The following is a 21,448-nucleotide window of genomic DNA, read 5'->3' as shown; positions in this document are numbered from 1 at the left end:
GTCAGGATCCCTCCGCGGCGGCGTACATGTCCTGGTGGGCCACGCCGAGGACGACCATGAGGTTGCGCAGCGCCACGGGGTTCATCCCGTGCGCCAGCAGCCAGGTCGCGTCCTTGGCGGCGACCGCGCGCCGCTCCTCGCCGGTGAGCCGGTAACCCGCCAGGACCGGCTCCGGCGCGGCGCGGAAGGATCGCAGGACGTCGGGATCGTGTTCCAGGTCCCGGGCGAGGTGGTTGAGGCCGACGATGCTCACGGCGTCACCTCGAACGCGCTGATGCCGATGCCGACCGTCCAGGCGGGCATGGGCCGGTAGGCGTGGACGCGGGCGGGGCCTCCGGCCGCGCCCGCGGCGATCAGCCAGGTGCGGATCTCCAGCGCGCCGTTGCCGGCCTCGTCCAGGATCCGGGCGTCGTCCCAGTCCGCGACGTCCGCCGCCCGGCCCTGTTCGAGGAGTTCCAGCAGCCGGGTGTCGAACTCTTCGTTGATCTCTCCGAAGCGGGGCAGCCCGACCCAGTGGGACAGCCCGCCGGTGCCGATGACACCGACCCGGGAGCCGTCGGGGAGCGCCCGGACGGTTTCGCGCAGTGCGGCGCCCAGGTCCAGGCAGCGGCGCAGCGACGGCAGCGGCGGGGTGTTGCAGTTGACGAACAGCGGGACGACACCGGCCGCCGCGGCCGCCGGCAGCTTGGCCAGCGGCACCGTGAAGCTGTGGTCCAGTGCCATGGTGTGGGAGCGCGCGAGGTCGAACCCGCGGGCGGTGAGCCCGTCCAGCAGTGCCGCCGCCAGCCGCGGCCGTCCCGGCACGGTGCCGCCGGGGTTGCCGAACTCCGCCCAGCCGTGGTGCTCCTCGGCCAGTCCGAGGCAGAAGGCGGGGTAGTTCTCCAGCCCGAACGTCTCGTAGTGGTCGGTGGCGACCAGGACGACGGCGTCCAGATCGGCCGCGGCGATCTCGGCGTCGAGGCGCCGCCAGGCCTGGTGCAGGATCGCGGAGACCTCGGGGTCGGCCTGCGCGTTCTTGACGATCGCGCCCACGTGGGAGGTGGCGGCGGCCAGAGCCAGGTGTCCCATCACCCCTCCCTCGCGGCCAGGAAGCGGATGTCGTCGGGGTGGGCGTCGCCTCGCCGGACGACGTCGGTCGCCTGGAGCCGGCCGCAGGCCGGGCAGGTGTAGCGGCGCAGTTCCAGGTCCGGGTCCAGCCGGGTGGCGTGGCCGAACTCGTGCACGTCGTGGCCGATCTCCACGGTGGCGTGCGCCCGCCACACCTCGTCGGCCGCGGACAGCACGCAGCCGCAGGCGCAGGCGACCCACCGCCGGCCTCCCGCCTGGACGATCTCCAGGCCGTCGCCCACCGGGTGGAGCCGGGTCCGCGGCCCCGCCGGCGGCTCGGGCAGCGGCTTGTCGGCGGGCAGCGCGCGCCGCGCGGCCCGCAGCCGTTCACGCCGGGCCGCGGTGGCGCCGGGATCGACGCGGCCGTCCTCCGACAGCACCGCCCCGTAGAGGCGCACGGCCGCCTGCGCGGTGATCGCCCCGAAATCCAGGTCGGCCTGGACGTGCTCGGCGGCCCGGTCCAGCGGGTCGCCCCAGCCGCCGCCCGCCTGCGGAACGGTCGCCAGGATGTCGTCCTCGCCCAGGTGGTAGAGGCCCTGCCGCCCGCGCATCACCGGACGCTCCCCCGACAGCTCCTCGACCGAGGGGATCCGCCCGGCGGCCAGCCGCGCCCTGACGTCACTGTGCTTGACGACCGTGCGGGTGTTCTGGGCACCGGGGTAGCCGCCGAAGATGCCGGTGGAGTTGGGCACCTCCCAGCCGTGCGCGGAGTTCAGCGCGGTGACGTCGCGCCCCCCGTGCACGGTGTAGACCGCGCCCATGCTCATGCCGCCGCGGTGCCGGCCGGCGCCGCCGGAGTCGGCGACCAGGCCGCGCCACAGGTACAGCAGGGGCGAATCCATCTCAACGGCCTCGACGTTGGAGATGCGCTGCCGCTCGATGTTGTGCTGGCCCTGGGTCCAGGCGCCGTCGCGGTGGGCGTAGGCCGCGCCGCCGGTGGCGAGGCAGTCCATGATCACATACGTCTGCCGGGCGCCGTTCTCGCCGGCTCCGGTGAGCACGAACTTGTCCGGCCCGCCGGCCGGGCCGGCCTGCGCCTCGCGCAGCAGCTCGTCCGAGCAGGCCGCCAGCTTCGACAGGCATTCGGTGGCCGTCATCTCGACCAGCCAGCCGGCCTCCAGCGCGCCGCCGCTGACCGCCGCGGGACGCGAGGCGTTGCAGATCAGCCCGTCGGGGCACTCCACCTCGACCGGCTTGAACAAGCCCTCGTTCCAGGGGGCGTCGAAGGCCAGCGTGGGCAGCAGGGCGGCGGCGATCCCGGCCATCATCCCGGAGTAGGCGCAGTTGATGTAGCCCTTGGCCTGCGGCGACGATCCGGAGAAGTCGAAGTGGAGCGTGTCGCCACGCTTGGTCAGCACCAGGTCGATCTCGTAGGTCGCGTTCTCCCGCGACTGGGCCAACCCCCCGTCGTTGTCAAGGTAGGCGCGCGAGTGCAGGCGGGCATCGGGCAGTTTGGCCAGCCGGTTGCGCAGCCGCTTCTCCGACAGGCCGATGAGGTTGGCCATGACCGTGCGGACGGTGGCGGCCCCGTACTTGTCGGCCAGCGCGGTCATCGCGCGGACCGCGGTGTTGTTCGCGCCGATGAGCGCCCGCAGGTCCAGGTTGACGGTCGGTGCCATCCGGGTGTGGGCGAGGATCAGGTTCCACACGTCGGTGCGGACCTTGCCGCCGTCGACCAGCTTGGTCGGCGGCATCTGCAGGCCCTCCTGGTAGGAGTCGGTCGCGTCGATGCAGAAGCTGCCGGGGGTCATGCCCCCGACGTCGACCATGTGGCACATGGCGCCGGTCCAGGCGAGCAGTTCACCGTCGAAGAAGATCGGCGCGATGAGGCCGACGTCCTGGGCGTGGACGGTGCCCTTCCACGGGTCGTTGACGATGAACATGTCGCCGGGGGCGATGCCGGGGTCCTCGGTGCAGTCCTCGATGACCGACCGGGTGATGGCGGCCATGGAGGAGGCGTGCGACAGGATCGTGCGGCCCATCGCGGCGACCGAGCCGTCGGGGAGGTAGAGCCCGACGTTGTAGTCGCTGGCCTCGACCACGTGGGTGGACCCGGAGATCGCCGCCAGGGTGGCGCCCTGCTCGTCGGTGATGGCCAGCAGTCGGTGCCGGATCACCTCGAAGGTGATCGGGTCGACCGTGTCGGTGGCGGTGTCGGTGGCGGTGGTGGTCACGCCTCCCCCTTGCAGTCGATGACGAGGTTGCTGTGCTGGTCGACCTGGAGCGCCTGGGACGGGCCGATGACCACGGTGGTGCCGGCGAACTCCAAGATCGCCGGGCCGCGCAGGGCCGCTCCCGCGCCCAGCCCCTCCCCCCGGTACACGCGGGTGGCGATGCGGCCGGTCTCGGGGAAGTGCACCTCCCGCTCGCCGATGAGCGCGGCGTCGGGGTCGGCCGACCCCGGGTAGGCGCCCTCCCGGACGTCGGTGACCTTCACCCGGCCCTCCACCCTCAGCGTGTGGATCTCCACGCCCGCCCCCAGCAGCGCGGTGCCGGCGCCGTAGATCCGCTCATAGGCGCTGCGGAACTCCTGGATCAGCTCACGCAGGACGCCGGTGGTCACCGGACCGTCCGGCACCGCGAGCGGGAGCTCGTGGGACTGGCGGCGGAACTTCAGGTAGGCCACACGCGACAGGCGGGCGCGCGGGTCGCCGTCCAGGTCGGCCCGGCACCGCTCGGCCAGCGCGTCGAAGGTCGCGGTGATTCGCTCGGCGTCCAGATGGGCGGCCGGGTCCCGCGCTCCCGGGGGCGTGCGGTTCACCTCGGTGGTCTGCACCGCCCGGTACCGGTCCGAGGTCACCGTGCCGTAGGCCGAATGCACGGTCGAGGTCGGCGGGACCACGAGCGTCGCGATGCCGGCGGCCTCGGTGTAGGCATAAGCGTGGGTCGGCCCGGCGCCGCCGTAGGCGTAGACCACGAAGTCGCGGGGGTCGTGGCCCTGCTCGACGGTCACCTTGCGCAGCAGGTCGGCCATCTGGTTGTCGGCGACCTTGCGGATGCCGGCCGCGGCCTCCTCCACGCTCAGATCGAGCGGATCGGCGATGTGGGCGCGGATGGCCTTCTCTGCCAGGGAACGCTCCAACGGCATGCGGCCGCCCAGGAACCGGGCGGGATCGATGATGCCCAGCACGACGTCGGCGTCGGTGACCGTCGGCCGGTCGCCGCCCCGGCCGTAGCAGGCCGGGCCGGGCACCGATCCGGCGCTCTCGGGGCCGACGACCAGTACGCCCGACTCGTCCACCGCCGCCAGGGACCCGCCGCCGGCGCCGATCGCGGTCACCTTGATCCGCGGCAGCGCCAGGTGCAGGTCTCCCACCTCGCTGATCCGCTCGACCAGCGGCTCGCCATCGATGATGAGACCGACGTCGAAGCTGGTGCCGCCCATGTCGGAGGTGATGACGTTCGGGTGCCCGAGCCGGGCGGCCAGCGCGGACGAGGCGAGCACACCGCCTGCCGGGCCGGAGGTGAGCATGGACGATGCGCGGCGGGCGGCGTCCTCGGCCCGCATGACTCCGCCACCGGAGTCCATGATGGAGAAGTCGCCGGTGAACCCGGTCGAGCGCAGTCGCCCCTCCAGGCCCGCGATGTAGTCGCGGATGACCGGCCCCAGGTAACTGTTGACCACGGTCGTGGCGGACCGCTCGTACTCCCCGATGACCGGCGCGACCTGGTGGGACAGGGTCAGATAGGCCTCGGGCCACTCCTCGGCGATGATCTGGGCGACCCGCTCCTCGTGCGTGCCGTTGACGAACGACCACAGGAACGACACCGCCAGGGCCCGCACGCCCTCCTCCCGCAGCCGCCGCAGGGTGCCGCGCACCTCCTCCTCGTCCAGCGCGACGATCTCTTCGCCCCGCGCGTCGGCGCGCTGGGTGATCTCCACGATCCGGGAGCGCGGAACGATCGGGTCGGGGTTGCGGCGCCGGCTGTAGTGCCCGGTCGCCGCGCCCATGCCCACCCACGACGTCATCGACCGCTGGATGAGCATCGTGTCGCTGAACCCCCGCGTGGTGAGCAGCGCGGTAGGGGCGCCTTTACGCTCGATCAGCGCGTTCGTCGCCGCCGTCGTGCCGTGCGCGAAGTAGCCGATCGCGGCGCAGAACCCCGCCAGGTCCGTCCCGTAGGACTCCGCGGCCAAGCGCAGGGCGTTGACCACGCCTTCGGACCGGTCGTGCGGGGTGGTCGGCGACTTGAACAACCGGGGAGGGCGCCCGTCGCGGAGAACGACGAGGTCGGTAAAGGTTCCACCGACGTCGGTTCCCACGAAGAACCGCGGCACCGGGTCCGATTCACTTTCCACGCTTGCCTCACCAGAGTCGACACGAAACCGTCAGCGCGTCCGGGGGTTCGTCACCGATGTGACGACCGTGTTGCGCTTGCGCCACTCTGGGCGGTGACCCAGATCACCAGCAATGCCCCGGTCCGCAGTGCGGAACGGCGCCGCTCGCCGGCAGGTGCGGTTCAACGTGCCGGGCCGGATGGCGCACGGCATCACCGGGGTGTTCCGCGGCGAAGGCAAAACCCGACGCCAAGGATGCAACGATCACCGTCGACCACTCGGCGCCGAGTCGCTGGTCCAGGTCGGCATCTCCGCCGGCCGCGCTCGTCGCCGCCTTCCCCCTGATCGAACGGCGGCGGGAGGATCCCGGCGACGACCTCCTCACCGCCCTGGTCCAGGCGCGGGACGAGGACGGCGGCCAGCTCACCGAGACCGAGCTGGTGACCGTGGTGCCGACGCTGACGATCGCCGGGCACGAGACGACCGCGCACCTCATCGGCAACGGCATCGCGGCCCTCGTGAGCCATCCCGACCAGCTCGCATCGCTGCGCGATGATGCGGAGCTGCTGCGCCGGTGCAGTCCCGTGGTCGATGCCAAGCTCCGGTACGGGCCGTGCCGCCCGAGCGGCTGGAATGGCAGCCGCTCCCCGGCGCGCGGCAACTCCTCCGCCTCCCGGTGAGACTCGGGCCATCCTGAAACCTGCCCGCGTAGAGAAGTGGCGGTCTCCTCTCCCGAGGAGGCCGCCACTTCTTCGTTCAGAGCCGGGCCGGCGTCATGCGGCGAGGTCTCGGCGCCGCACGCCGAACAGACCCGCGGCGGACAGGGCGGCCGCCATGAGGGTGAGGACGGCCAGCGTGAGGATGCTGGGACGTCCGAAGAAGGGCAGCACGTGGGCGAACGGGGACAACGCCTTGAAGGTCCACTCGGGCCATCCCAGGTGCTGCCCGAACTCGGCGACCAGCGCCACGACCAGCGCTCCCCACCCGATGACCGCGGCGCCCCGGCGGAGGAGGCCGTAGGCGGCCATGGCGATCCCGACCATCACCCACACGGCGGGGACCAGGCTCAGCGTGGTGATCAGCATGTCGCCCAGTTCACCGCTGCCCAGCCCGAAGCACAGCCCGAGGACGAACTGCAGCACGACCGGGATGGCCAGTGCGACGAGCAGGTGCCCGGCGGCCCAGCGCATACGGTCGACCGGCGTGGACAGCAGGAGCTCGGCGTGGCCGCTGTTCTCCTCCTGGCCGAGCCGCAGCAGGCTCATGATCGCGTACATCGTGATGAGGAAGCCGGTGGTGAAGGCGATGTAGGCGAAGAACGCATCGCCCGGAGAGGCGCCGCCGCCCATCGCGGCGGCCCATTCCTTCATGCGGGCGCTGTCGGCGTACTCCTCCATCGCCTCCGCCCCGGCGAATCCGGTGGGGAGCGCGATGGCGACCGCGGCGCACGTCCAGGCCACCGCCATCGGCCGGTGCAGGCGCCAGACCAGCGCGAACGGGCTGCGCAGCCCCGCGGGCGCTCTGGCCGGGCCGGGACGCGCGGTCATCAGACCGGCGCCGAGGTCGCGGCGGGAGGCCAGTGTGAACGCCAGCCGCACCAGCACGACCGTCAGGGCGAGGGCGAGCAGGAACGGCCACCAGCGTTCGTCGGCGTAGGGGCGGGTGCGCTGGAGCCAGGCGTTGGGGATCAGCCAGCCGAGCGATCGCACGGTGCCCTCGCCCATGTCGAAGACCCCGCGCAGGAAGTGCATGCCGATGAACAGCGAGATGGCGGTCGCGCCCGCCGCGCGGGAACTCTCGGTGATCTGGGCGGTCACCGCGGCCAGCCCGGCCGCGATCCACACCGCGCAGCCCACGGCCAGGCCCAGGGCGTAGGAGCCGCCGGTGGGCATCCCCGCGCTCGCCAGCCCGGCGGCCGAGATCACGGCCAGGATCGCGCCGGCGGCGAGCACGACGACCAGGGCCGCGGCGAGCTGGGCGTGCCGGCCGACCGCGGACGCCCCCACCAGTTCCCGACGGCCCGCCTGCTCCTCGCCGCGGGTGTGCCGCACCAGGAAGATCGCGGCACCCAGCGCCGCGATGATGGTGGCGCCGCCGAAGCTCTCCTGCGCGATGAGCGCGGGAGCGGTGTCGGCGTAGGCCGGCCCCTGGAACAGCTTGAACATCGGGACGTCCACCATGACGTCCTGGTAGCGCGCCTGGCGTGCGGCCGCGTCGGGATAGACGGTGTCCACGCTGTTGGCACGGCTGGTCACCACGCCCAGGGTGATCAGCATCCAGACCGGCAGCCACACACGGTCGCGCCGGAGGATCAGCCGGATCAGCGGGCGGGTCCCGGTCAGCGGCCCGCTGGAAGAGGTCGCCGGCGCGCGCCCGCGCCGTGTCGCCACCGAGGTCATCGCGTCACCGCCGCCTGCTCCTCCGCGCCTGTCCGGTAGTGGCGCATGAACAGCTCTTCCAAGGTGGCGGGCTGGACGGAGATGTCGCGCAGCCCGAGCGAGCCGAGATGGGTGACCACCGCGCCGATGTGCCTGGTGTCGACCTGGCAGCTCAGCCGGCGGTCGTCGATGTGCAGGTCGTGGACGCCGGGCAGGCTCTCCAGCCCGTCCGGCGGAACCGACAGCTCAGCCGTGACGGAGGTGCGGGTGAGGTGCCGCAGGTCGGCGAGCGTCCCGGTCTCGACGATCCGCCCGTCCCGGATGATGCTCACCCGTTCGCACAGGGCCTCCACCTCGGACAGGATGTGGCTGGAGAGCAGGACCGTGCGCCCGCGCTCTCGTTCCTCGCCGACGCACTCGCGGAACACCGCCTCCATCAGCGGGTCCAGGCCCGAGGTCGGCTCGTCCAGCAGCAGCACCTCCACGTCCGAGGCCAGCGCGGCGATCAGGGCGACCTTCTGCCGGTTGCCCTTGGAGTAGGTGCGGGCCTTCTTCCTGGGGTCGAGCTGGAACCGTTCGATGAGCTCGTCACGGCGGCTCCCGTCGGCCTGGCCGCGCAACCGCCCCAGCAGATCGATGACCTCGCCACCGGTCAGGCTCGGCCACAGGGTCACATCGCCCGGAACGTAGGCGAGCCTGCGGTGCAGTTCGACCGCCTTCTCCCAGGGGTCCTCCCCCAGGAGCCGGGCCGTGCCCGCGTCCGCTCGCAGGAGCCCGAGCAGGACCCGCAGGGTGGTGGTCTTCCCGGCCCCGTTCGGGCCCAGGAAGCCGTGCACCTCCCCCGCCTCGACGACCATGTCCAGACCGTCCAGCGCGCGCGTTCGCCCGAACGTCTTCACCAGGCCGGAGGTTCGGATGGCTTCACTCATCGTCCTGTCCCTTCATCGAGGGTGGGGACTGCTGCTTGACGACCGCGTCGCGGATCTCGTCGCCGACTCCGGAGGCGACGAACTCCGCCATGCAGGTGTAGATGTCGAACATCGCCATGGCGACGCGGGAGGAGTTCTCGGGCGCCAGCACGTCGCCCCCCATGCGCTGGGACAGCTGCTCGTGCAGCACCACCGTGGACAGGTGCATGGCCGCCATCACAGCGGCAGCGTCCCGCGCCCTGTCCGACCCGGCGGGGAAGCGCTCGGGCCACATCCGGCTGAGGAAGTCCTCCGACACCGCGGCGCCGGTCTCGAACAGCGCGGACGCCGTCGGTGACCCCTCGACCATCGCCCGGGCGACATAACGGGTGATCAGCGGACTCCTGGCGAACAGCTCGGCCATGAAGTCCGGGTTGCCGATCTCGCCGCTGGTGACGCCGAACTTGTCCAGTCCCCCGAAGGCCTCGACCACGTAGTCGTCACAGGCCTGGATCAGCTCCTGTTTGGAGCCGAAGTGATGCTGCAGGAGCCCGTGCGACACCCCCGCCGCCTCGGCGATCCCCTTGATCGTCGCGCCTTTGAACCCGCGCTCGGCGAACTGGGCGAGCGCGGCGTCCCTGATCCGGGCCCGCGCGGTCAGGTCCTCCGGCGGCCGGTCCCCCCGCCCCGTGACTGGATGCATATCCAGGACACTAGATGAACGTATTGGAACTTGGAAGTACGTATTGGCGACGGGATCGCCAGACCTGGCTTCCTTCATCGACGGAGAATCCGGCGATGGATCTGCCAGACGTCGGCCGGGTTCAGCGATGGGAAGGCAACGCCCAGTTCAGAGCGACTCGGCGGCCGCCAGATGCGTCGGCACTCAGTGGCGAAGCCTTCACGGGGCGCGTGGGGGCGGTGTTCGGCCTACCCCTGTTCCAGGCCACGCCGGCGTTCACGATCGTCGCCGCGGCGACCGTCACGGTCCGGTGACCGGGTACGCGGTACGGCCCCGTACGCGGCCGGCCGGGATGCGAACTCGCCCCTAGACCGTGATGAGTGTCCCGGCCCCGCGACATGCGGACCCCACGGCCTTGTTCCGTCCAGCCCGCCACGAATGTCGCCTGGTGCCGTAACCGCGACCTGCGCTGTTTCTCCGCGCACGGCTCGAGACGTCACCCCCCGCCACCGGGGCGGGCCGGCGAGGGGTGGGCTCTGGCACGCCGACGGAACAGGAGGAGTGCGGCCACGGTGGCCGTGAGAGAGGTGACGAGCACGGCGCGGAGGCGTGCTGGACGACGCCGGGGTCATCGGTGGCCGGCTGTGCGACCAGCAGGCTGACTTGGCCACCGCGGTATCCGGCGCGAGTCCTGGTGGCTGCTTCACCTTCGATGAGGCGATCGCCTCATCGAAGAACTGCTGGAACGTGGGATGCACCTGGAATGTCGGTTCCCATGACCTCCCACCCGCATGCCCACGCTGCCGTGATCAACTCCTTGTCAGGCCTGGCCGTCACCGGCCGGGGGCGGCTCCGAGCGCCCAGGGCGGCGGGCGAGAGTGCGCGCCCGCCCCAGCACCGGGCCGTGCCAAGCGGGGACCTCTCGCTCGTCGTCGAATCCGCGGGCCACCACGATGTCGGTGGAGGAGTGCGCCAGGATCGACAGGACGATGGTCGCCGCGACCAGATGGAAGATGTGGTCGGCGGCGGCGATGCCCGACTCCAGCACCAGCAGTCCGTACACCACAGAGGCGAAGCCCTTGGGGCCGAACCACATCACGGCTGCCTGCTCCCGAGTGGTCAGCCCCGATCTCAGGAACGAGACCCAGATGGCCACCGGACGGGCCAGCACGAGCGCCAGCACCGCGAACACCCACCCGGCCATCCCGACCTCGCCCAGGAAGGCCGGGGTCAGCAGCGCGCCGAACACCAGCAGCGCGGCCAGCTTGAGCAGTTCGGCGACCAGTTCGCCGAACTCCTCGAACGCCTCACGGTGCTGGTCGCCGATGGTGGCCACGGTGATCCCGGCGGCGAACGCGGCCAGGAAAAGGTTCCCGTGGGTGGCCTTCCCCAGTGCCAGCACCAGCAGCCCGATCGCCACCGCGTTCAGGGGTTCGTACTTGGGCGCGATCGCGAACAGCCGGGTCCGCTCCAGCATGATCGCCGCCCACGGCACGGCCACACCGATGACCAGGCCCAGTCCCAGCTCCGAGCCCAGTTCGGTCAGGTGCAGATCGTGCGATCCCTGGGCGATGGCCAGGAACAGCACCACGAACGGCAGGATCAGCCCGTCGTTGACGCCGGACTCCACGTTCAGCAGGTGCCGCAGGCGCGGCGGCACGCGATCGTTGCCCACCAGCGCCGCCGCGAACACCGGGTCGGTCGGGGTCAGCACCGCTGCCACCAGCAGGGACTCGACCCAGCCAAGGCCGGCGACGTAATACGCCAGCAGGGCGGTCACCAGCAGCGTCAGCGGCAGCCCCCACCCCAGGGCGCGCCCGGGCAGCCGCCAAGCGCTGCGCAGGTCGCGCCAGCCGGCGTGCATGCCGTCGGTGAACAACACCGCGAACAACGCCAACTCGGCCAGCCCGGCGACCAGCGGATCGCCCGCCTTGAGCGACACCACTCCGCTGGCACCGTCGCCCAGCAAGAAGCCGCCGACCAGGAACAACGCCGCCGTGGAAAGGATCGTGCGATTGGCCAGACTGGACACCAGTACGGCCAGCAGCAGCAAGGCCGCGAAGGCGGTGAGCAGGGCGATCATCGGTTGGCGCTCCTCGGGAACGATCGATCAAAACCGCCGACCAGACTTCCCGGCACACCGAACCACGACCTTAACGGGATTCAGCCGAGCAGACCACCTGTATATGCACCCGGTCCTGCCGATCCGCGTCCCGGTGAGCGAATTGCACGACGGTCGTCGGCTACCGGAAGATCCGGCCGACCGAGTCCGGTCAGTACCCACCCCCGTCACACCGATGACGGCGCCGGGTTGCTGAAGCGGGGCCTTGACCTGAGGCAGAGCGCGGCAGCGGCGCCGGTGGCCAGGCCCGCGACGAGCAGCAGCCATGGCACGCCCCGAGCGGTGACCGCGAGGTGCCCGCCGAGCCGGCCGGTATGGCTCACGGCGGTGGCCGGCACCGGCTCGGTGCGTCCGCCGGACTCCTCCCCGCGCACCGACTGGACGGCCAGGATCGCGAAGACGGTGACCATCAGTGCCATGGTCAGGCCCATCAGGCCGAGGTAGCCGTCGAGCATGTCATCGGCGCCGCCCATGACGGCGACGAAGTCCTCGGGAGCGTCGGCGAATCCGTCGACCAGCGGCCGGGTGAACGCGCCGTAGGCCGTTCCGGCGACCAGCAGGGCGATGCTCCAGCCGATGAGGTCGGCACGGTGGAGGCGAAACGCCAGGGTCCGCGCGTCGCGCAGCCAGCCGGCGGCACGGGACGCCCGGGGCGCGCGCCGCCACCGCCGGGGGGCGGTGAGTTGGGCGACGCGGCCGGCGACGTCGGCGCGGACCACCGCGCGGCCCGCACGCTCTGCGGGTGTGCCGGACGACGGTCAGCAGACCCATCAGCCCCGCACCGACCATGATGGAGAGGCCGTACTGCCCGGCGAGGAAGCGTTCGATGGTCAGGTCGTCGTAGCCACGGCGAACACGGTGCTCAGGGCGGTGCCGAAGTAACCCCGAGCGCTGTGAGACCGACGGTCCAGGCGGGGAATCGGAAGCGGTCGCGGCGCAGTATGAACCGCAGCAGCGTGCCCGTGCCCGTCAGCGTGCCGCCTGGCCTGATGCGGGTCGGCGCGTCGAGGGCACTCGCGGTCATGAGGTCCGCCCATCGTCGCGTCGCCCCGGTATGCCAGTTCGCCGCCGTAGTGGCGCAGCAGGAGCTGTTCGACGTGGTCAGCGCGCACAGGTCCAGTTCTCCGAGGCGGCGGACGGCGTCGGGCAGGCGGTCGCCGTCGACGTCGACGCGGACCTGGCCGTTCTCGGCGCGGTAGTCGTGCACGCGGGCAGCGTCGCCAGGTCCGCGGCGTCCCGGCCGGTGGTCGCGGTGACGGTGGTGCGGGTCAGGTGGCGCAGCTCGGCCAGCCTGCCGGACTCCACCACGCGGCCCTGCCGGACGATCGAGACACGGGTCGGCCAGCGCCTCCACCTGGGCGGGGATGTGGCTGGCCTCCTTCGCCTCACGGATGCATTCCTGGAACACCGCCTCCATCAGCGGGTCCAGGCCAGCGGTGGGCTCGTTGAGCAGCAGGTCGACATCGCCGCGAGCGCCGAGACCAGCGCGACCTTCTGCCGGTTGCCCTTGGAGCGGGTGCGGCCCTGCTGTGGGGTCGAGGTCGAACCGTTCGCACAGCGCGTCGCGGCAGGCCGGGTCGGTGCCGCCGCGCAGCCGCGCGAACAGGTCGATCGTCTCGCCCCGGTCAGGTTGAGCCACAGTCCACGTCGCCGGGAACGTAGGCGAGGCGGCGGTGCAGGCCGACCGCGTCGGCCCACGGGTCACCGCCCAGCAGCCTGACCTGTCCTGCGTAGGCCCGCAGGACGCCGAGCAGGATGCGAATCGTGGTGGATTTCCCAGCCGTTGGGACCGAGGAATCCGTGCACCTCCCCGGTCTCCGCGGACAGGTGGACCCCGTACGTCTTCGTCGCACTTGACGAAGAGCGCGATCACAAGGGTGTCCAGGTTGTTCTTCACACACGGTGATCTTGAACCCTCCTCCATGCCGCGACTGGTACACCACATCCCGATCCTCAAGGGATGGCCGACGGCCCCGGCACGGCCCTGGTCGGCGACATCGGCCCAGGCTTCACCGGCGAAACCGGGCACCACACCTTCGCCGCCAACGAGCTCTTGGCTGGCCCGACCTCCGCCGGCAACGGCGTCTGTCCTACAGGTCTCAGGTGTTCAGTCCGCCGGCTGAGCCGGATCGGCCTGCTCGCCGCAGAACACCTCGTTGACGAGCCGTTGCCGGGCGTTCTGGAACGCTGTCGCTATGGACAGGTCGGCGTCGCCCGCCCAGTTCAGGACGGCGGTCAGGGCCGTGCCGCCGTTGTGGGTGACGACGGTGCGGCCGCAGTCCGTTTTCTGCACGAACACCCCCAGCTCGTAGGCCATGTTCGGGATGCCCGTCGGGCCGGGGTGCACATCTCGGCCAAGAAGGGGGCGCGGCGGGTGATGTTGATCGTCTTCTGCCTGCCAGCTTCCTCATAGTGGGCGTGCAGTTTGGGGTGCTCCGGCGAGGCGTCCAGCACCACGGTGCCCCGGGCCGGCACGTAGTCGGTGTTGGGATAGCTCCAGCTCGTCCCCGGCTCGAACCGGGCCGGCTTGGACAGTGCCAGTCGTATCGGGGTGGGCCGGCCGGCGCGGCCTCTGATCGGGCATGGGCCGACACCGTTGTCAGCCCTCCTCCTCGGGTCGGTTCGACCCGAGGAGGAGCAGCCGTGCGTGACCACGGTCACGGATGCCGGTCTTAGGCACCTTCTAGGACGGCCCATCGCGGGTTGCCGGTGGCTTGCTGGGTCAGCGTCCACAGGCGAGCGCGGGCGGCCGCCTGGTAGGCGAACGCGGGCGCGTTGACGGGACGCAGGTTCTCGTCGATGTAGATGCCGCGGAGCCGGGCGCGCTCATCTCCGGCGGGGTCGGCGCAGGCGTCCCAGGTCTCATCCCGCCCGGCGACGGAGGCGTAGGTCTGGCCGAGCCGTTCTGGCGGCGCCGACATCACACGGGCAGATGCGTACAGCATGCGCAAGGGGCGCGGCATGGCCGCGACGCGTTCGGGGTCCAGGCGCACCTGCGGCACGCGCACGCATGCCACGTCCAGCCGCCCTTCGGTGTGAAGAGCGAGGTGGTACGTGGTCATGATCTGGGCGAGCTTGGCGTGGTAGTACGCCTTGGCCGGGCTGTACCAGGAGGGATCGTCCAACCGGTCGAATCGGATTTTGATACGGGGCATGGAGATCAGCCCCTTGCTGGCCACGGAGATGAGCCGCGGGCGTGGCGCGGCGGCCAGGAGCGGGCTGAGCGCGGCGGCGAGCCGATGCGGCCCCAGGTGGTTGGTCGCCCAGAACAGTTCATGGCCGGCGGATGTGAAGCGGGGTTCGCGGATGGCCTGGTCGAAGACGGCGGCATTGTTGATGAGGAGGTCCAGGTGCGTGACCTCCTCGGCCACCCGGGCGGCGGCGAGGTCGATGGCGCCGGAGTCCGCCATGTCGACGATCACAAGGCGCGCCCGGTGGCTCGCCGCGGTCCTGTTGATGGCCTCAAGCGCGGCCCGGCCGCGGCCGGGGTCGCGGCACAGCGCGTACACCCGGTGTCCTTCGCGCGCCAGCAGGACGGCCGCACGCAGACCGATCCCCGAGTTGGCGCCCGTGATGGCGATCGTGAGCGGACTGGTCGACATGGGCCCTCCCCGGCCATACGATCCGATCTGTTCGGATCGATCCGAACAGATCAAACCACGGTGGGACGGGCGCGAGAAACCATGAGAGCGAGCGCGGTGCAGTGAGCAGTGCCATGAGCAGCGAGGACTTCGTCGAAGAGGCCGGCCTGTACTTCGAACGGCTCGGCCTGAGCAGGACCGCCGGAAGGGTCATGGGCGTCCTGCTGCTCTCCGATGACGACGGCATGGACCTTCCGGAACTGCGTGAGGAGCTCGGCGCCGCCAAGAGCAGCATCAGCGTCGCGGTCGGCCGGCTGGCGCAGGCGGGCCTGGTCGAGCGGTTCCGCCGTCCCGGAGCCCGCCGCGACCGCTACCGGCTGACCCGGGACGTCTTCGGCCGCGCCTTCCGGTCGAAGATGGCCGAATTCCAGCGGTTCCAGGAACTGGCCGAGCACGGCCTGGCCGTCGTCGGGGACGACCCGCGACGGCGCGAGCGGCTGGAGAACATGCGCGACATGTACGCGTTCATGGCCGAAGGCTTCCCGCGCCTCCTGGCCGAATGGGAGCGGACCCGCCAAGCCCCGTCCCACCGGCCGTGACCAGGGCCAGCCGGCCACGGGCAGACGATCGGCCCGCGAGAAGGATCGGAACGGTGGTCCTGGAGCCGGCGATCCCGCTGGGGCCAGCGATGCAGTGGGGCGCGATGCAGTGGGGCGCGATGCCGACGGCCGCGCAGGTGAGTCAGGCGGGCTTGGTGAGGAAGCCGGTGATGTCGGCGGCGATGTCGGGGTAGTCCTCGGCAAGCCAGATCATGTGGCTGGGGGCGGTGCTGATGAGCAGGCGGGCGTGCGGGATCGTCTCGGCCAAGGATCCCGCGTGGGCGTAGGTGACCGATCCGTCGTCGCGGGAAGCGATCACCAGGGTCGGCTGCCGGAGCCGCGCCGCCTGCCGGGCCGCCTGGGCTGAGGTGGCGGGGGCGGCCATGATGCGCATGTCGTTGCGGAAGCCCGAGCCCGAGCGCATCTGGGTGAACAGCTCCAGCAGCGCCGTGCGGTGGGCGGCGGGAAGGCCGGTCAGCAGTTCGGCGACGGGACGCGAGGTCAGGTCGGGCAGCAGCACCCTCAGGGCGAGATCGGGGGCGCGGCGACTCAGGGCGCGGATCAGTGCCCAGGTGGCCGCTTGGGCGCGCGGGTGGAAGGCCACCCCGCCGGCCATGCGGGTACGGCGGTCGGGCCAGGGCAGCAGCCCGACGGCGCTTTGCAGGATGAGGCGCTCGACCAGGTCGGGGTGGCGGGCCGCCAGCGCGAGTGCGGTCGGGCCCCCGGCCGACTGGCCCACCGCGCCGGCCAGGGAACCGATACCCAGGTGGGCGCACAGGCCGGCGAGCACATCGGCGAACCGGTCCGGGGTGGTGCCGGTGCCCAGCGGGGTACGGCCGTAGCCGGGACGCGAGACCGCCAGGATGGTGTGACCGGCCTCGGCGAACACCTCCTCGCCCAGCGCGATTCCGGCGCGCATGTGCCCGCCGTGCAGCATCAGCACAGTGCGGGGGCCGCGCTCCTCCAGCCGGTACTCCACCGGCCCGGCGGACAGGTCCACCAGCCGTGTCGGCCGTTCGGCCCCTTGCTCACCGATCATCGCGCAGTTCCTCTTCTCCCCGGAGAACGGCAGAGATCTAGATGTTGCCCGAACTCCTCAACGCAGATCGGGTCGTTCCGGTGCCCGAGTGCGCTGTCAGCCCACGATGGAGCGTTGTCCGGAGGGTTTCGGAGCCCCAGACGCACATGCCCGACCGGCCATCCGCCTCCAGTTGCTCCGCGCCGAGGCCGAGGAACCGGAAACCGAGATGGTCGAAGCGATGGCGCCCGGACTTCTGCGGCCGGCCGGCGTCGGCTCGATGAGCGCCGCGCAGGTCCTGGTCAGCTGGTCACCCCCGGGCCGGTTCCGCTCCGAGGCCGCGTTCGCCGGCACCGCGCCGATCGCTGCATCCTCAGGTCTGACCACTCGCCACCGGCTCAACCGCTCCGGCGATCGGTATCTCAACGCGCGGTACACACCATCGTGCTGGTCCGCACCCGCATCGCCCCGGCGGCATACATTCAGCGCCAAGCCCGGCGCTGCCCGAAACGCACCGTCGCACGGCGGCCAGGCAAGCTCCTGGAGAACCGGTCAGCCGACGGCCCCTCATCCTCACAAGAGATGCGCCGCCTCCTGTGAGGGGCCGTTCGGCGCGGTCAACCGAGTCCGGAGTGGAGTACACCGTGACCCTGTCCGCGAGTGCCAGCGAGCACTCGCCCGCGCGCAGAGCACGGCCGCTTCGATCGGGTCGCCGACCCTGGTCCCGGTGCCGTGGAGCTCGACGTACTGCACCGCCGCCGGGTCGACTCCGGCGCGGTCGTAGGCCGACCGGGAGCACCTCTTGCAGAGCCTGCCGGTCCGGTGTGGTGAGGGTACGGCCGCCTGCCGTGATCACGCAGTACAGCCGGTCGCCGTCCTCGACCGCTCTGGAGCGCGGCTTGAGGACCACGACGCCGCCGCCTTCGCCGCGAACGTAGCCGTTGGCCCGCGCGTCGAACGTGAAGCAGCGGAAGTCGGGAGACAGCGCTCCGAACGCCGCGACACGGCCCGTATCGTCGGAGGCGACACCGAGGAAGACACCGGTCCGACCGTCGGCCAGAAAGGACGGGCCGAGTGGCGCCGTCGTGGCCGACCACTGCGGTACCGCCGACCCGAGTGCATCGGGCCGCCCGGTGCCCGTGCTCGGCCCGCAGGTCAAGATGCGCCTGCAGCAGCTCACTCCCTGCTGTTGGAGGAGTTCCTCCAGGCCATCGTGTGTCCAGGTCGCGGTGACCGGGTCGGCGAGCCTTCCGAGGAGACACCTGAAGGTGTTCTTCGCGACCGCAGAACCGACCCTCTGCCAGCAAGATCTTTCCACATCTGAAGGTACAAGCTCATCCGGTGGAACGGATCGGGTGGAGCTGCGGGCGCGAGCCATCGGTATGGCCATCGGCGTGAAGGCGACGCATTATGGAACGATGCTGTTCCGTAGGCGGCGCACCCCAGAACGCAGCCAGGACGTGCTGGCTGCTGCCCTCTACGGGCGCAACAGCCGCGCCCGTGAGCGGATCGACCGGTGGTGGGCGGCCGGCGGAGCCGATCGCGACGGGGTCTGGCGCGGCGCGTGGTTCCTGCTGAGTGCGGCGTCCTTCAGGTTCGGCAACCACGAGCGGCCGGAGCGAGTCGTTCCGGTGCTGGAGTTCCTGCTCGAGGCCGACCCCACGTCCCCGTACCGGCCGCGGGTCCGGCTGACAGCCTGTCTCCCGCCGACCGCCGCCCGCCCGCCGGTCGGCGTGTACAGGGGCGATCCGGAGGTTGGACGGCTGGTCGAAGCCGCGCTGGGGTTCCCCGATCCCACATTGCGCCAGCGGTTGGCCGACCTGTTGTCCGTCACCGACCAGCCCGGCCTGCTGGACGCCCTGGAAACCGCCTTCCGGCCGCGTGCGCGGCTGGGCCCGACCTACCTCGGTGCGGCACCGCCCGGCCATGAGACCCGCTGCAACCTGTGGCGCAGCGGCGAGCCGAATGCGTTCCTGAAGATCGTCTGCGCCAACCCCAACCTGCCGCGGCCCCCTGCCCAGACCGGCGACATCGACCTGATGCTGCTCGCGCTCCTGAAGGACCGGCCCGATCTGCTGCCGGCATTCGAACAGGGCGCCTTGGCCGTGCGGCTGCTGGAGTATCTCGGTACCTGGCTGCCCGAACAGGTCCACGACCGGTGCCGCCGCGCGTTGCGTGACCTGTCGGCCCGGGAGGACGTCACGGTGGTGTGCGACCAGGCCATGCTCGGTGACGCCGAGGCGATCGCCGCGGCGCGCGACGCCGGGCACCGGCCGGCCGACCCCGCCTGGACACCCGTCTTCCTGCTGCTCACCCGGCAGTTCGCGGCCTATCGCGAGGCCGATCCGGACGAGCGGGTCCTGCAGTTGATGTGCTCCAGCGACGGGTCGACCATCGGGGAAGACGCCATCCTCGACCGGATCCTGGGAATTCTCGACACGGACCTGCCGGACGACGTGGCCGCAGCCGTGCGGCGGTCCTTGCGCGACCTCGGTCCCTTGGACGGCCCCTCGGTCGAGGACCTCAGACGCCGGTGGCTGCGAAGGACCATTCTGGCCCGCGCAATCAAGCGTGAGCCGGAGGCGGTCGCGGCCGTGGTCGACGCGGGCTATCTGCCCGAAGACGACGACCAGGATCTGCTCCCGCTGCTCTTCCTCACCGAGCAGTTCGAGCGGTACGACCGCGAAGATCCGAACGGCACAGGGCTGCGCGCCGTCCTCGCCGAGAAGCGTTACCGGTACGAGCACCGGCATTTCCGAACCGTCGCGGAACGGGCGGGACGCCCAGATCCCTGGCCGCCCAAAGAGCCGTCGCCGTCGGGCAACCGGATGTCGACCCGGCACGCCACCACGTGGCCGAGCAGCTTCGGCGGCGACGGCTTTGGCGGTCACTTCTGATCACCCGGTGCCAAGAGGCGTCAGTGAATGCTCTCCGGCACCTGCCTTGTCGCCCGGGCCATGAGCAGCAAGGGATGTCGGCCTCCCCGGATCCGTCGCGAAGCACGCGATTGGGCCTCAGAAGGTGATGACGACCTTGCCGAGGAGGCCACCGGCTTCGAAGCTCTCGTGGGCGGTACGGATATCGGCGGTCGGCGATCCGATCGACGTGGGCGTCGGCCCTCTGGAGCACGCCCGCCGCTGAACACCGTCAAACGGTACGCCCGGAACGACAAGCCTCCCAGGCTCGATTTCACACGCCTCCGCTACCCCTGCGACAGAGCCGACCTCAATCGGCCCCCGCCTTCGGGCTCCCTGACGCCCTCAGCCGCAGTGAACGTCGTACAGATCGATTCCGGCGCCGTCGACGCCACCAATGACGTCGATGCAGGCGCCCGGTGCCGAGACATATACCGGACCCGCGTAGTAGGTGGAGTCCCCGTAGTCGTGATCCCACGGGGTGATTCCGGTTGCGGAACGGCGTATGCCGACCGACTTCCAGTTCTCCGTATTGGCCCAGGCGCCGTATCCGTAGGTGAGAGCGCAGTTCTTTTTCGCTCCTGAGCTGTAGTAGACCTCGAGGGTTCCCTTTCTGGTGCCGTTCTCCGGGATGGCGTAGACGCCGACACGGCTGTAGCCGCTTCCACAGGGGCCGGCCGCGCTGGCCGGGGACGCGCCGACCACCAGCGCCGCGGACGCCACCCCGGCAGATGCCAGGATCGCGAGCACACTCCGAGTGTGCATGCCTTGCCCTTCGCTCGATCGTACGGTTCCGTTGACAGCCATGACCGTCCGCATAGAGCGGCGATGTGCAAGGCGGAGCGGCTCACGGCTCGGCCCGGTTCGATCACCTCCCCCGTAGGCCGTCGGGTCGCGTCCGCAACGCTTGCGTGCGTATTCGTTGACGATCCCGCCCAGACGTTGCCTTCTTCGTGTCCAAGCTGACGATTCGGTCGGGGCTGGTGACCGGTGAAGGCGGCGGCCTCGACGGGGGCATTGGCGAAGATCTGATGAGGCCGGTGCTCGTTGCAGAAGGTCTCGAACTCGCGGAGCGCGTGCCGCACGGGGGCGTCACCGCACCATGCCGGTCACCGTCGAGGGACTCGCGCTTGCCTGATCGTCGCCGCGAGACGGCAGACAACGGTCAGGTGCCGCGGCGCTGCTTCTCGCGGTAGCGGCGGGCCTTCACGATGTTGCCGCAGCCGCGCATGCTGCACCAGCGGGCCGTGCGGCTGCGCGACTCGTCGTAGAACAGCCAGCGGCATTCAGGGTTGGCGCAGGACTTCAGTCGTGTCCACGTTCCGGTGAGCACGGCCTGGTGCACTGCGGCCGCCAGCACCGCGATGGCCCCTCCGGCGCCGTCCTCCCGTGGTCGCAGTGAGGCGGCCACACCGCCGTGCAGGACGTCGAGGCGGACCACGGCGGCGTGCCGCGCCGCCAGATCGTTGAACGCCTCGACGGCCTCACGAGGCGCCTCCTCACCCGCGGTGTTGGCCGCGGCCAGCGTGCGCACGGCGCCGCGCAGGTTTCGCAGAGCGTCCAGGCCACCGGCCGTGATCGGCCGATCGTTGCTCAGCACGCCCTCGCCTGCCAGCCACGCGGTGGCGGCCTCGATGTCCGCCAGAGCATCGCGGCCGTTGTAGAGGTCCTCGGTGTCGACGAACCTGCGCACCAGTTCCAGCATGCCGGGCGCCGCGTTGCCGGGGTCGTCGGTCACGTTCACGGCTCTCTCCCCATCACCATCGTCTTCGACTTGATTGTAACGACGCGACCATCTACGGTCACCAGTGTATCGCTTTTGGTGGTGACGGTTCAGAGAAGCTCCTGCTAGGGCGAAG

19 protein-coding genes and 3 pseudogenes are annotated in these 21,448 nt (G+C 71.1%); 5 read left to right on the top strand and 17 right to left on the bottom strand.

All coding sequences use genetic code 11. The annotated features are described in order from the left end of the window. Nucleotide 1: 1 nt before the first annotated feature. From ACFPZN_RS31555 to ACFPZN_RS31540, 4 genes are read right to left on the bottom strand one after another with little or no spacing between them, the layout of a single operon-like run. On the bottom strand, nucleotides 2–253 hold the full coding sequence (locus ACFPZN_RS31555) for a hypothetical protein (protein WP_378285918.1): 252 nt from the start codon (nucleotides 251–253) through the stop codon (nucleotides 2–4). Further along, the gene (locus ACFPZN_RS31550) at nucleotides 250–1,068 is read right to left on the bottom strand and encodes a DODA-type extradiol aromatic ring-opening family dioxygenase (protein WP_378285917.1); all 819 of its coding nucleotides are present in this window, start codon (nucleotides 1,066–1,068) and stop codon (nucleotides 250–252) included. Before ACFPZN_RS31550 ends, ACFPZN_RS31555 begins: the two co-directional genes overlap by 4 nt. Then, complete coding sequence (locus ACFPZN_RS31545; RefSeq protein WP_378285916.1) at nucleotides 1,068–3,281, bottom strand: hydantoinase B/oxoprolinase family protein; 2,214 nt, start codon at nucleotides 3,279–3,281, stop codon at nucleotides 1,068–1,070. The genes ACFPZN_RS31550 and ACFPZN_RS31545 overlap by 1 nt, the downstream gene beginning before the upstream one ends. After that, nucleotides 3,278–5,407, bottom strand: coding sequence for a hydantoinase/oxoprolinase family protein (locus ACFPZN_RS31540; protein WP_378285915.1), 2,130 nt, complete (start codon nucleotides 5,405–5,407; stop codon nucleotides 3,278–3,280). Before ACFPZN_RS31540 ends, ACFPZN_RS31545 begins: the two co-directional genes overlap by 4 nt. An 86-nt stretch (nucleotides 5,408–5,493) precedes the next feature. On the opposite strand from ACFPZN_RS31540, the gene ACFPZN_RS31535 reads away from it, so the two are divergent. After that, entirely contained in the window at nucleotides 5,494–6,066 is a 573-nt protein-coding gene (locus ACFPZN_RS31535; protein ID WP_378285929.1) for a cytochrome P450, read from the top strand. A gap of 93 nt (nucleotides 6,067–6,159) precedes the next feature. Here the strand turns inward: ACFPZN_RS31535 and ACFPZN_RS31530 are convergent, their stop codons facing one another. From ACFPZN_RS31530 to ACFPZN_RS31520, 3 genes are read right to left on the bottom strand one after another with little or no spacing between them, the layout of a single operon-like run. Beyond that, on the bottom strand, nucleotides 6,160–7,785 hold the full coding sequence (locus tag ACFPZN_RS31530) for an ABC transporter permease (protein WP_378285914.1): 1,626 nt from the start codon (nucleotides 7,783–7,785) through the stop codon (nucleotides 6,160–6,162). Further along, entirely contained in the window at nucleotides 7,782–8,693 is a 912-nt protein-coding gene (locus tag ACFPZN_RS31525; RefSeq protein WP_378285912.1) for an ABC transporter ATP-binding protein, read from the bottom strand. The genes ACFPZN_RS31530 and ACFPZN_RS31525 overlap by 4 nt, the downstream gene beginning before the upstream one ends. Next, nucleotides 8,686–9,375, bottom strand: a complete 690-nt coding sequence (locus ACFPZN_RS31520) for a TetR/AcrR family transcriptional regulator (protein ID WP_378285910.1) — start codon at nucleotides 9,373–9,375, stop codon at nucleotides 8,686–8,688. The genes ACFPZN_RS31525 and ACFPZN_RS31520 overlap by 8 nt, the downstream gene beginning before the upstream one ends. 14 nt (nucleotides 9,376–9,389) lie before the next feature. Between ACFPZN_RS31520 and ACFPZN_RS31515 the strand changes: the two genes are divergently transcribed. Continuing rightward, nucleotides 9,390–9,668: a hypothetical protein gene (locus tag ACFPZN_RS31515; protein ID WP_378285909.1), complete on the top strand. Its 279-nt coding sequence runs from the start codon at nucleotides 9,390–9,392 to the stop codon at nucleotides 9,666–9,668. Nucleotides 9,669–10,174: 506 nt separating this feature from the next. Here the strand turns inward: ACFPZN_RS31515 and ACFPZN_RS31510 are convergent. The 5 genes from ACFPZN_RS31510 to ACFPZN_RS31490 form a co-directional block, all read right to left on the bottom strand. Then, the gene (locus tag ACFPZN_RS31510) at nucleotides 10,175–11,437 is read right to left on the bottom strand and encodes a cation:proton antiporter (RefSeq protein ID WP_378285908.1); all 1,263 of its coding nucleotides are present in this window, start codon (nucleotides 11,435–11,437) and stop codon (nucleotides 10,175–10,177) included. Nucleotides 11,438–11,643: 206 nt separating this feature from the next. After that, nucleotides 11,644–12,195 carry a hypothetical protein gene (locus ACFPZN_RS31505; RefSeq protein ID WP_378285907.1) on the bottom strand — a complete coding sequence of 184 codons (552 nt, stop codon included), beginning with the start codon at nucleotides 12,193–12,195 and terminating at the stop codon, nucleotides 11,644–11,646. 143 nt (nucleotides 12,196–12,338) lie between these two features. Beyond that, a complete protein-coding gene (locus tag ACFPZN_RS31500; protein ID WP_378285906.1) occupies nucleotides 12,339–13,115 on the bottom strand; it encodes an ATP-binding cassette domain-containing protein in 777 nt (258 codons plus the stop codon). Between the two features lie 468 nt (nucleotides 13,116–13,583). Continuing rightward, on the bottom strand, nucleotides 13,584–13,793 hold the full coding sequence (locus ACFPZN_RS31495) for a hypothetical protein (RefSeq protein WP_378285905.1): 210 nt from the start codon (nucleotides 13,791–13,793) through the stop codon (nucleotides 13,584–13,586). A 355-nt stretch (nucleotides 13,794–14,148) separates the two neighbouring features. Then, nucleotides 14,149–15,078, bottom strand: a complete 930-nt coding sequence (locus ACFPZN_RS31490; RefSeq protein ID WP_378285904.1) for an SDR family NAD(P)-dependent oxidoreductase — start codon at nucleotides 15,076–15,078, stop codon at nucleotides 14,149–14,151. Between the two features lie 113 nt (nucleotides 15,079–15,191). Between ACFPZN_RS31490 and ACFPZN_RS31485 the strand changes: the two genes are divergently transcribed. After that, nucleotides 15,192–15,656 carry a GbsR/MarR family transcriptional regulator gene (locus ACFPZN_RS31485; protein WP_378285903.1) on the top strand — a complete coding sequence of 155 codons (465 nt, stop codon included), beginning with the start codon at nucleotides 15,192–15,194 and terminating at the stop codon, nucleotides 15,654–15,656. A 142-nt stretch (nucleotides 15,657–15,798) separates the two neighbouring features. On the opposite strand, the gene ACFPZN_RS31480 is transcribed toward ACFPZN_RS31485, so the two are convergent. Continuing rightward, on the bottom strand, nucleotides 15,799–16,695 hold the full coding sequence (locus ACFPZN_RS31480) for an alpha/beta fold hydrolase (protein ID WP_378285902.1): 897 nt from the start codon (nucleotides 16,693–16,695) through the stop codon (nucleotides 15,799–15,801). Nucleotides 16,696–16,801: 106 nt separating this feature from the next. Between ACFPZN_RS31480 and ACFPZN_RS31475 the strand changes: the two are divergent. Beyond that, nucleotides 16,802–17,092 (top strand): annotated as a pseudogene (locus ACFPZN_RS31475) (transposase); the annotation flags it as partial. A gap of 155 nt (nucleotides 17,093–17,247) precedes the next feature. Here ACFPZN_RS31475 and ACFPZN_RS31470 read toward each other — a convergent pair. Both ACFPZN_RS31470 and ACFPZN_RS31465 read right to left on the bottom strand, forming a co-directional pair. Then, a pseudogene (locus ACFPZN_RS31470) lies at nucleotides 17,248–17,436 on the bottom strand (hypothetical protein); the annotation flags it as partial. Nucleotides 17,437–17,617: 181 nt separating this feature from the next. Continuing rightward, nucleotides 17,618–18,052, bottom strand: a pseudogene (locus tag ACFPZN_RS31465) (hypothetical protein); the annotation flags it as partial. Here ACFPZN_RS31465 and ACFPZN_RS31460 point away from each other — a divergent pair. Further along, nucleotides 17,943–19,571 (top strand): hypothetical protein, encoded by a 1,629-nt coding sequence (locus tag ACFPZN_RS31460; protein WP_378285901.1) that lies wholly within the window; start codon nucleotides 17,943–17,945, stop codon nucleotides 19,569–19,571. The pseudogene ACFPZN_RS31465 and the gene ACFPZN_RS31460 sit on opposite strands and share 110 nt — an antisense overlap. A gap of 363 nt (nucleotides 19,572–19,934) precedes the next feature. Here the strand turns inward: ACFPZN_RS31460 and ACFPZN_RS31455 are convergent, their stop codons facing one another. Together ACFPZN_RS31455 and ACFPZN_RS31450 are read right to left on the bottom strand one after the other, a co-directional pair. After that, on the bottom strand, nucleotides 19,935–20,339 hold the full coding sequence (locus ACFPZN_RS31455) for a hypothetical protein (RefSeq protein WP_378285900.1): 405 nt from the start codon (nucleotides 20,337–20,339) through the stop codon (nucleotides 19,935–19,937). Between the two features lie 415 nt (nucleotides 20,340–20,754). After that, nucleotides 20,755–21,333, bottom strand: coding sequence for a CGNR zinc finger domain-containing protein (locus ACFPZN_RS31450; protein ID WP_378285899.1), 579 nt, complete (start codon nucleotides 21,331–21,333; stop codon nucleotides 20,755–20,757). Nucleotides 21,334–21,448 lie beyond the last annotated feature (115 nt).

Source organism: Actinomadura rugatobispora (assembly GCF_042656285.1).
Lineage (GTDB): Bacteria > Actinomycetota > Actinomycetes > Streptosporangiales > Streptosporangiaceae > Spirillospora > Spirillospora rugatobispora.
Note: the sequence above shows the minus strand (reverse complement) of the source record. Positions and strands in the feature narration are given on the sequence as shown.

What these genes read in the sequence shown, in the direction of transcription:
- ACFPZN_RS31515 (WP_378285909.1), top strand. Translation starts at nt 9,390, where the DNA reads ATGAACGTATTGGAACTTGGAAGTACGTATTGGCGACGGGATCGCCAG.
- ACFPZN_RS31525 (WP_378285912.1), bottom strand. Translation starts at nt 8,693, where the DNA reads ATGAGTGAAGCCATCCGAACCTCCGGCCTGGTGAAGACGTTCGGGCGA.
- ACFPZN_RS31480 (WP_378285902.1), bottom strand. Translation starts at nt 16,695, where the DNA reads ATGATCGGTGAGCAAGGGGCCGAACGGCCGACACGGCTGGTGGACCTG.
- ACFPZN_RS31510 (WP_378285908.1), bottom strand. Translation starts at nt 11,437, where the DNA reads ATGATCGCCCTGCTCACCGCCTTCGCGGCCTTGCTGCTGCTGGCCGTA.
- ACFPZN_RS31485 (WP_378285903.1), top strand. Translation starts at nt 15,192, where the DNA reads ATGAGCAGCGAGGACTTCGTCGAAGAGGCCGGCCTGTACTTCGAACGG.
- ACFPZN_RS31550 (WP_378285917.1), bottom strand. Translation starts at nt 1,068, where the DNA reads ATGGGACACCTGGCTCTGGCCGCCGCCACCTCCCACGTGGGCGCGATC.
- ACFPZN_RS31530 (WP_378285914.1), bottom strand. Translation starts at nt 7,785, where the DNA reads ATGACCTCGGTGGCGACACGGCGCGGGCGCGCGCCGGCGACCTCTTCC.
- ACFPZN_RS31495 (WP_378285905.1), bottom strand. Translation starts at nt 13,793, where the DNA reads ATGGCCTACGAGCTGGGGGTGTTCGTGCAGAAAACGGACTGCGGCCGC.
- ACFPZN_RS31490 (WP_378285904.1), bottom strand. Translation starts at nt 15,078, where the DNA reads ATGTCGACCAGTCCGCTCACGATCGCCATCACGGGCGCCAACTCGGGG.
- ACFPZN_RS31520 (WP_378285910.1), bottom strand. Translation starts at nt 9,375, where the DNA reads ATGCATCCAGTCACGGGGCGGGGGGACCGGCCGCCGGAGGACCTGACC.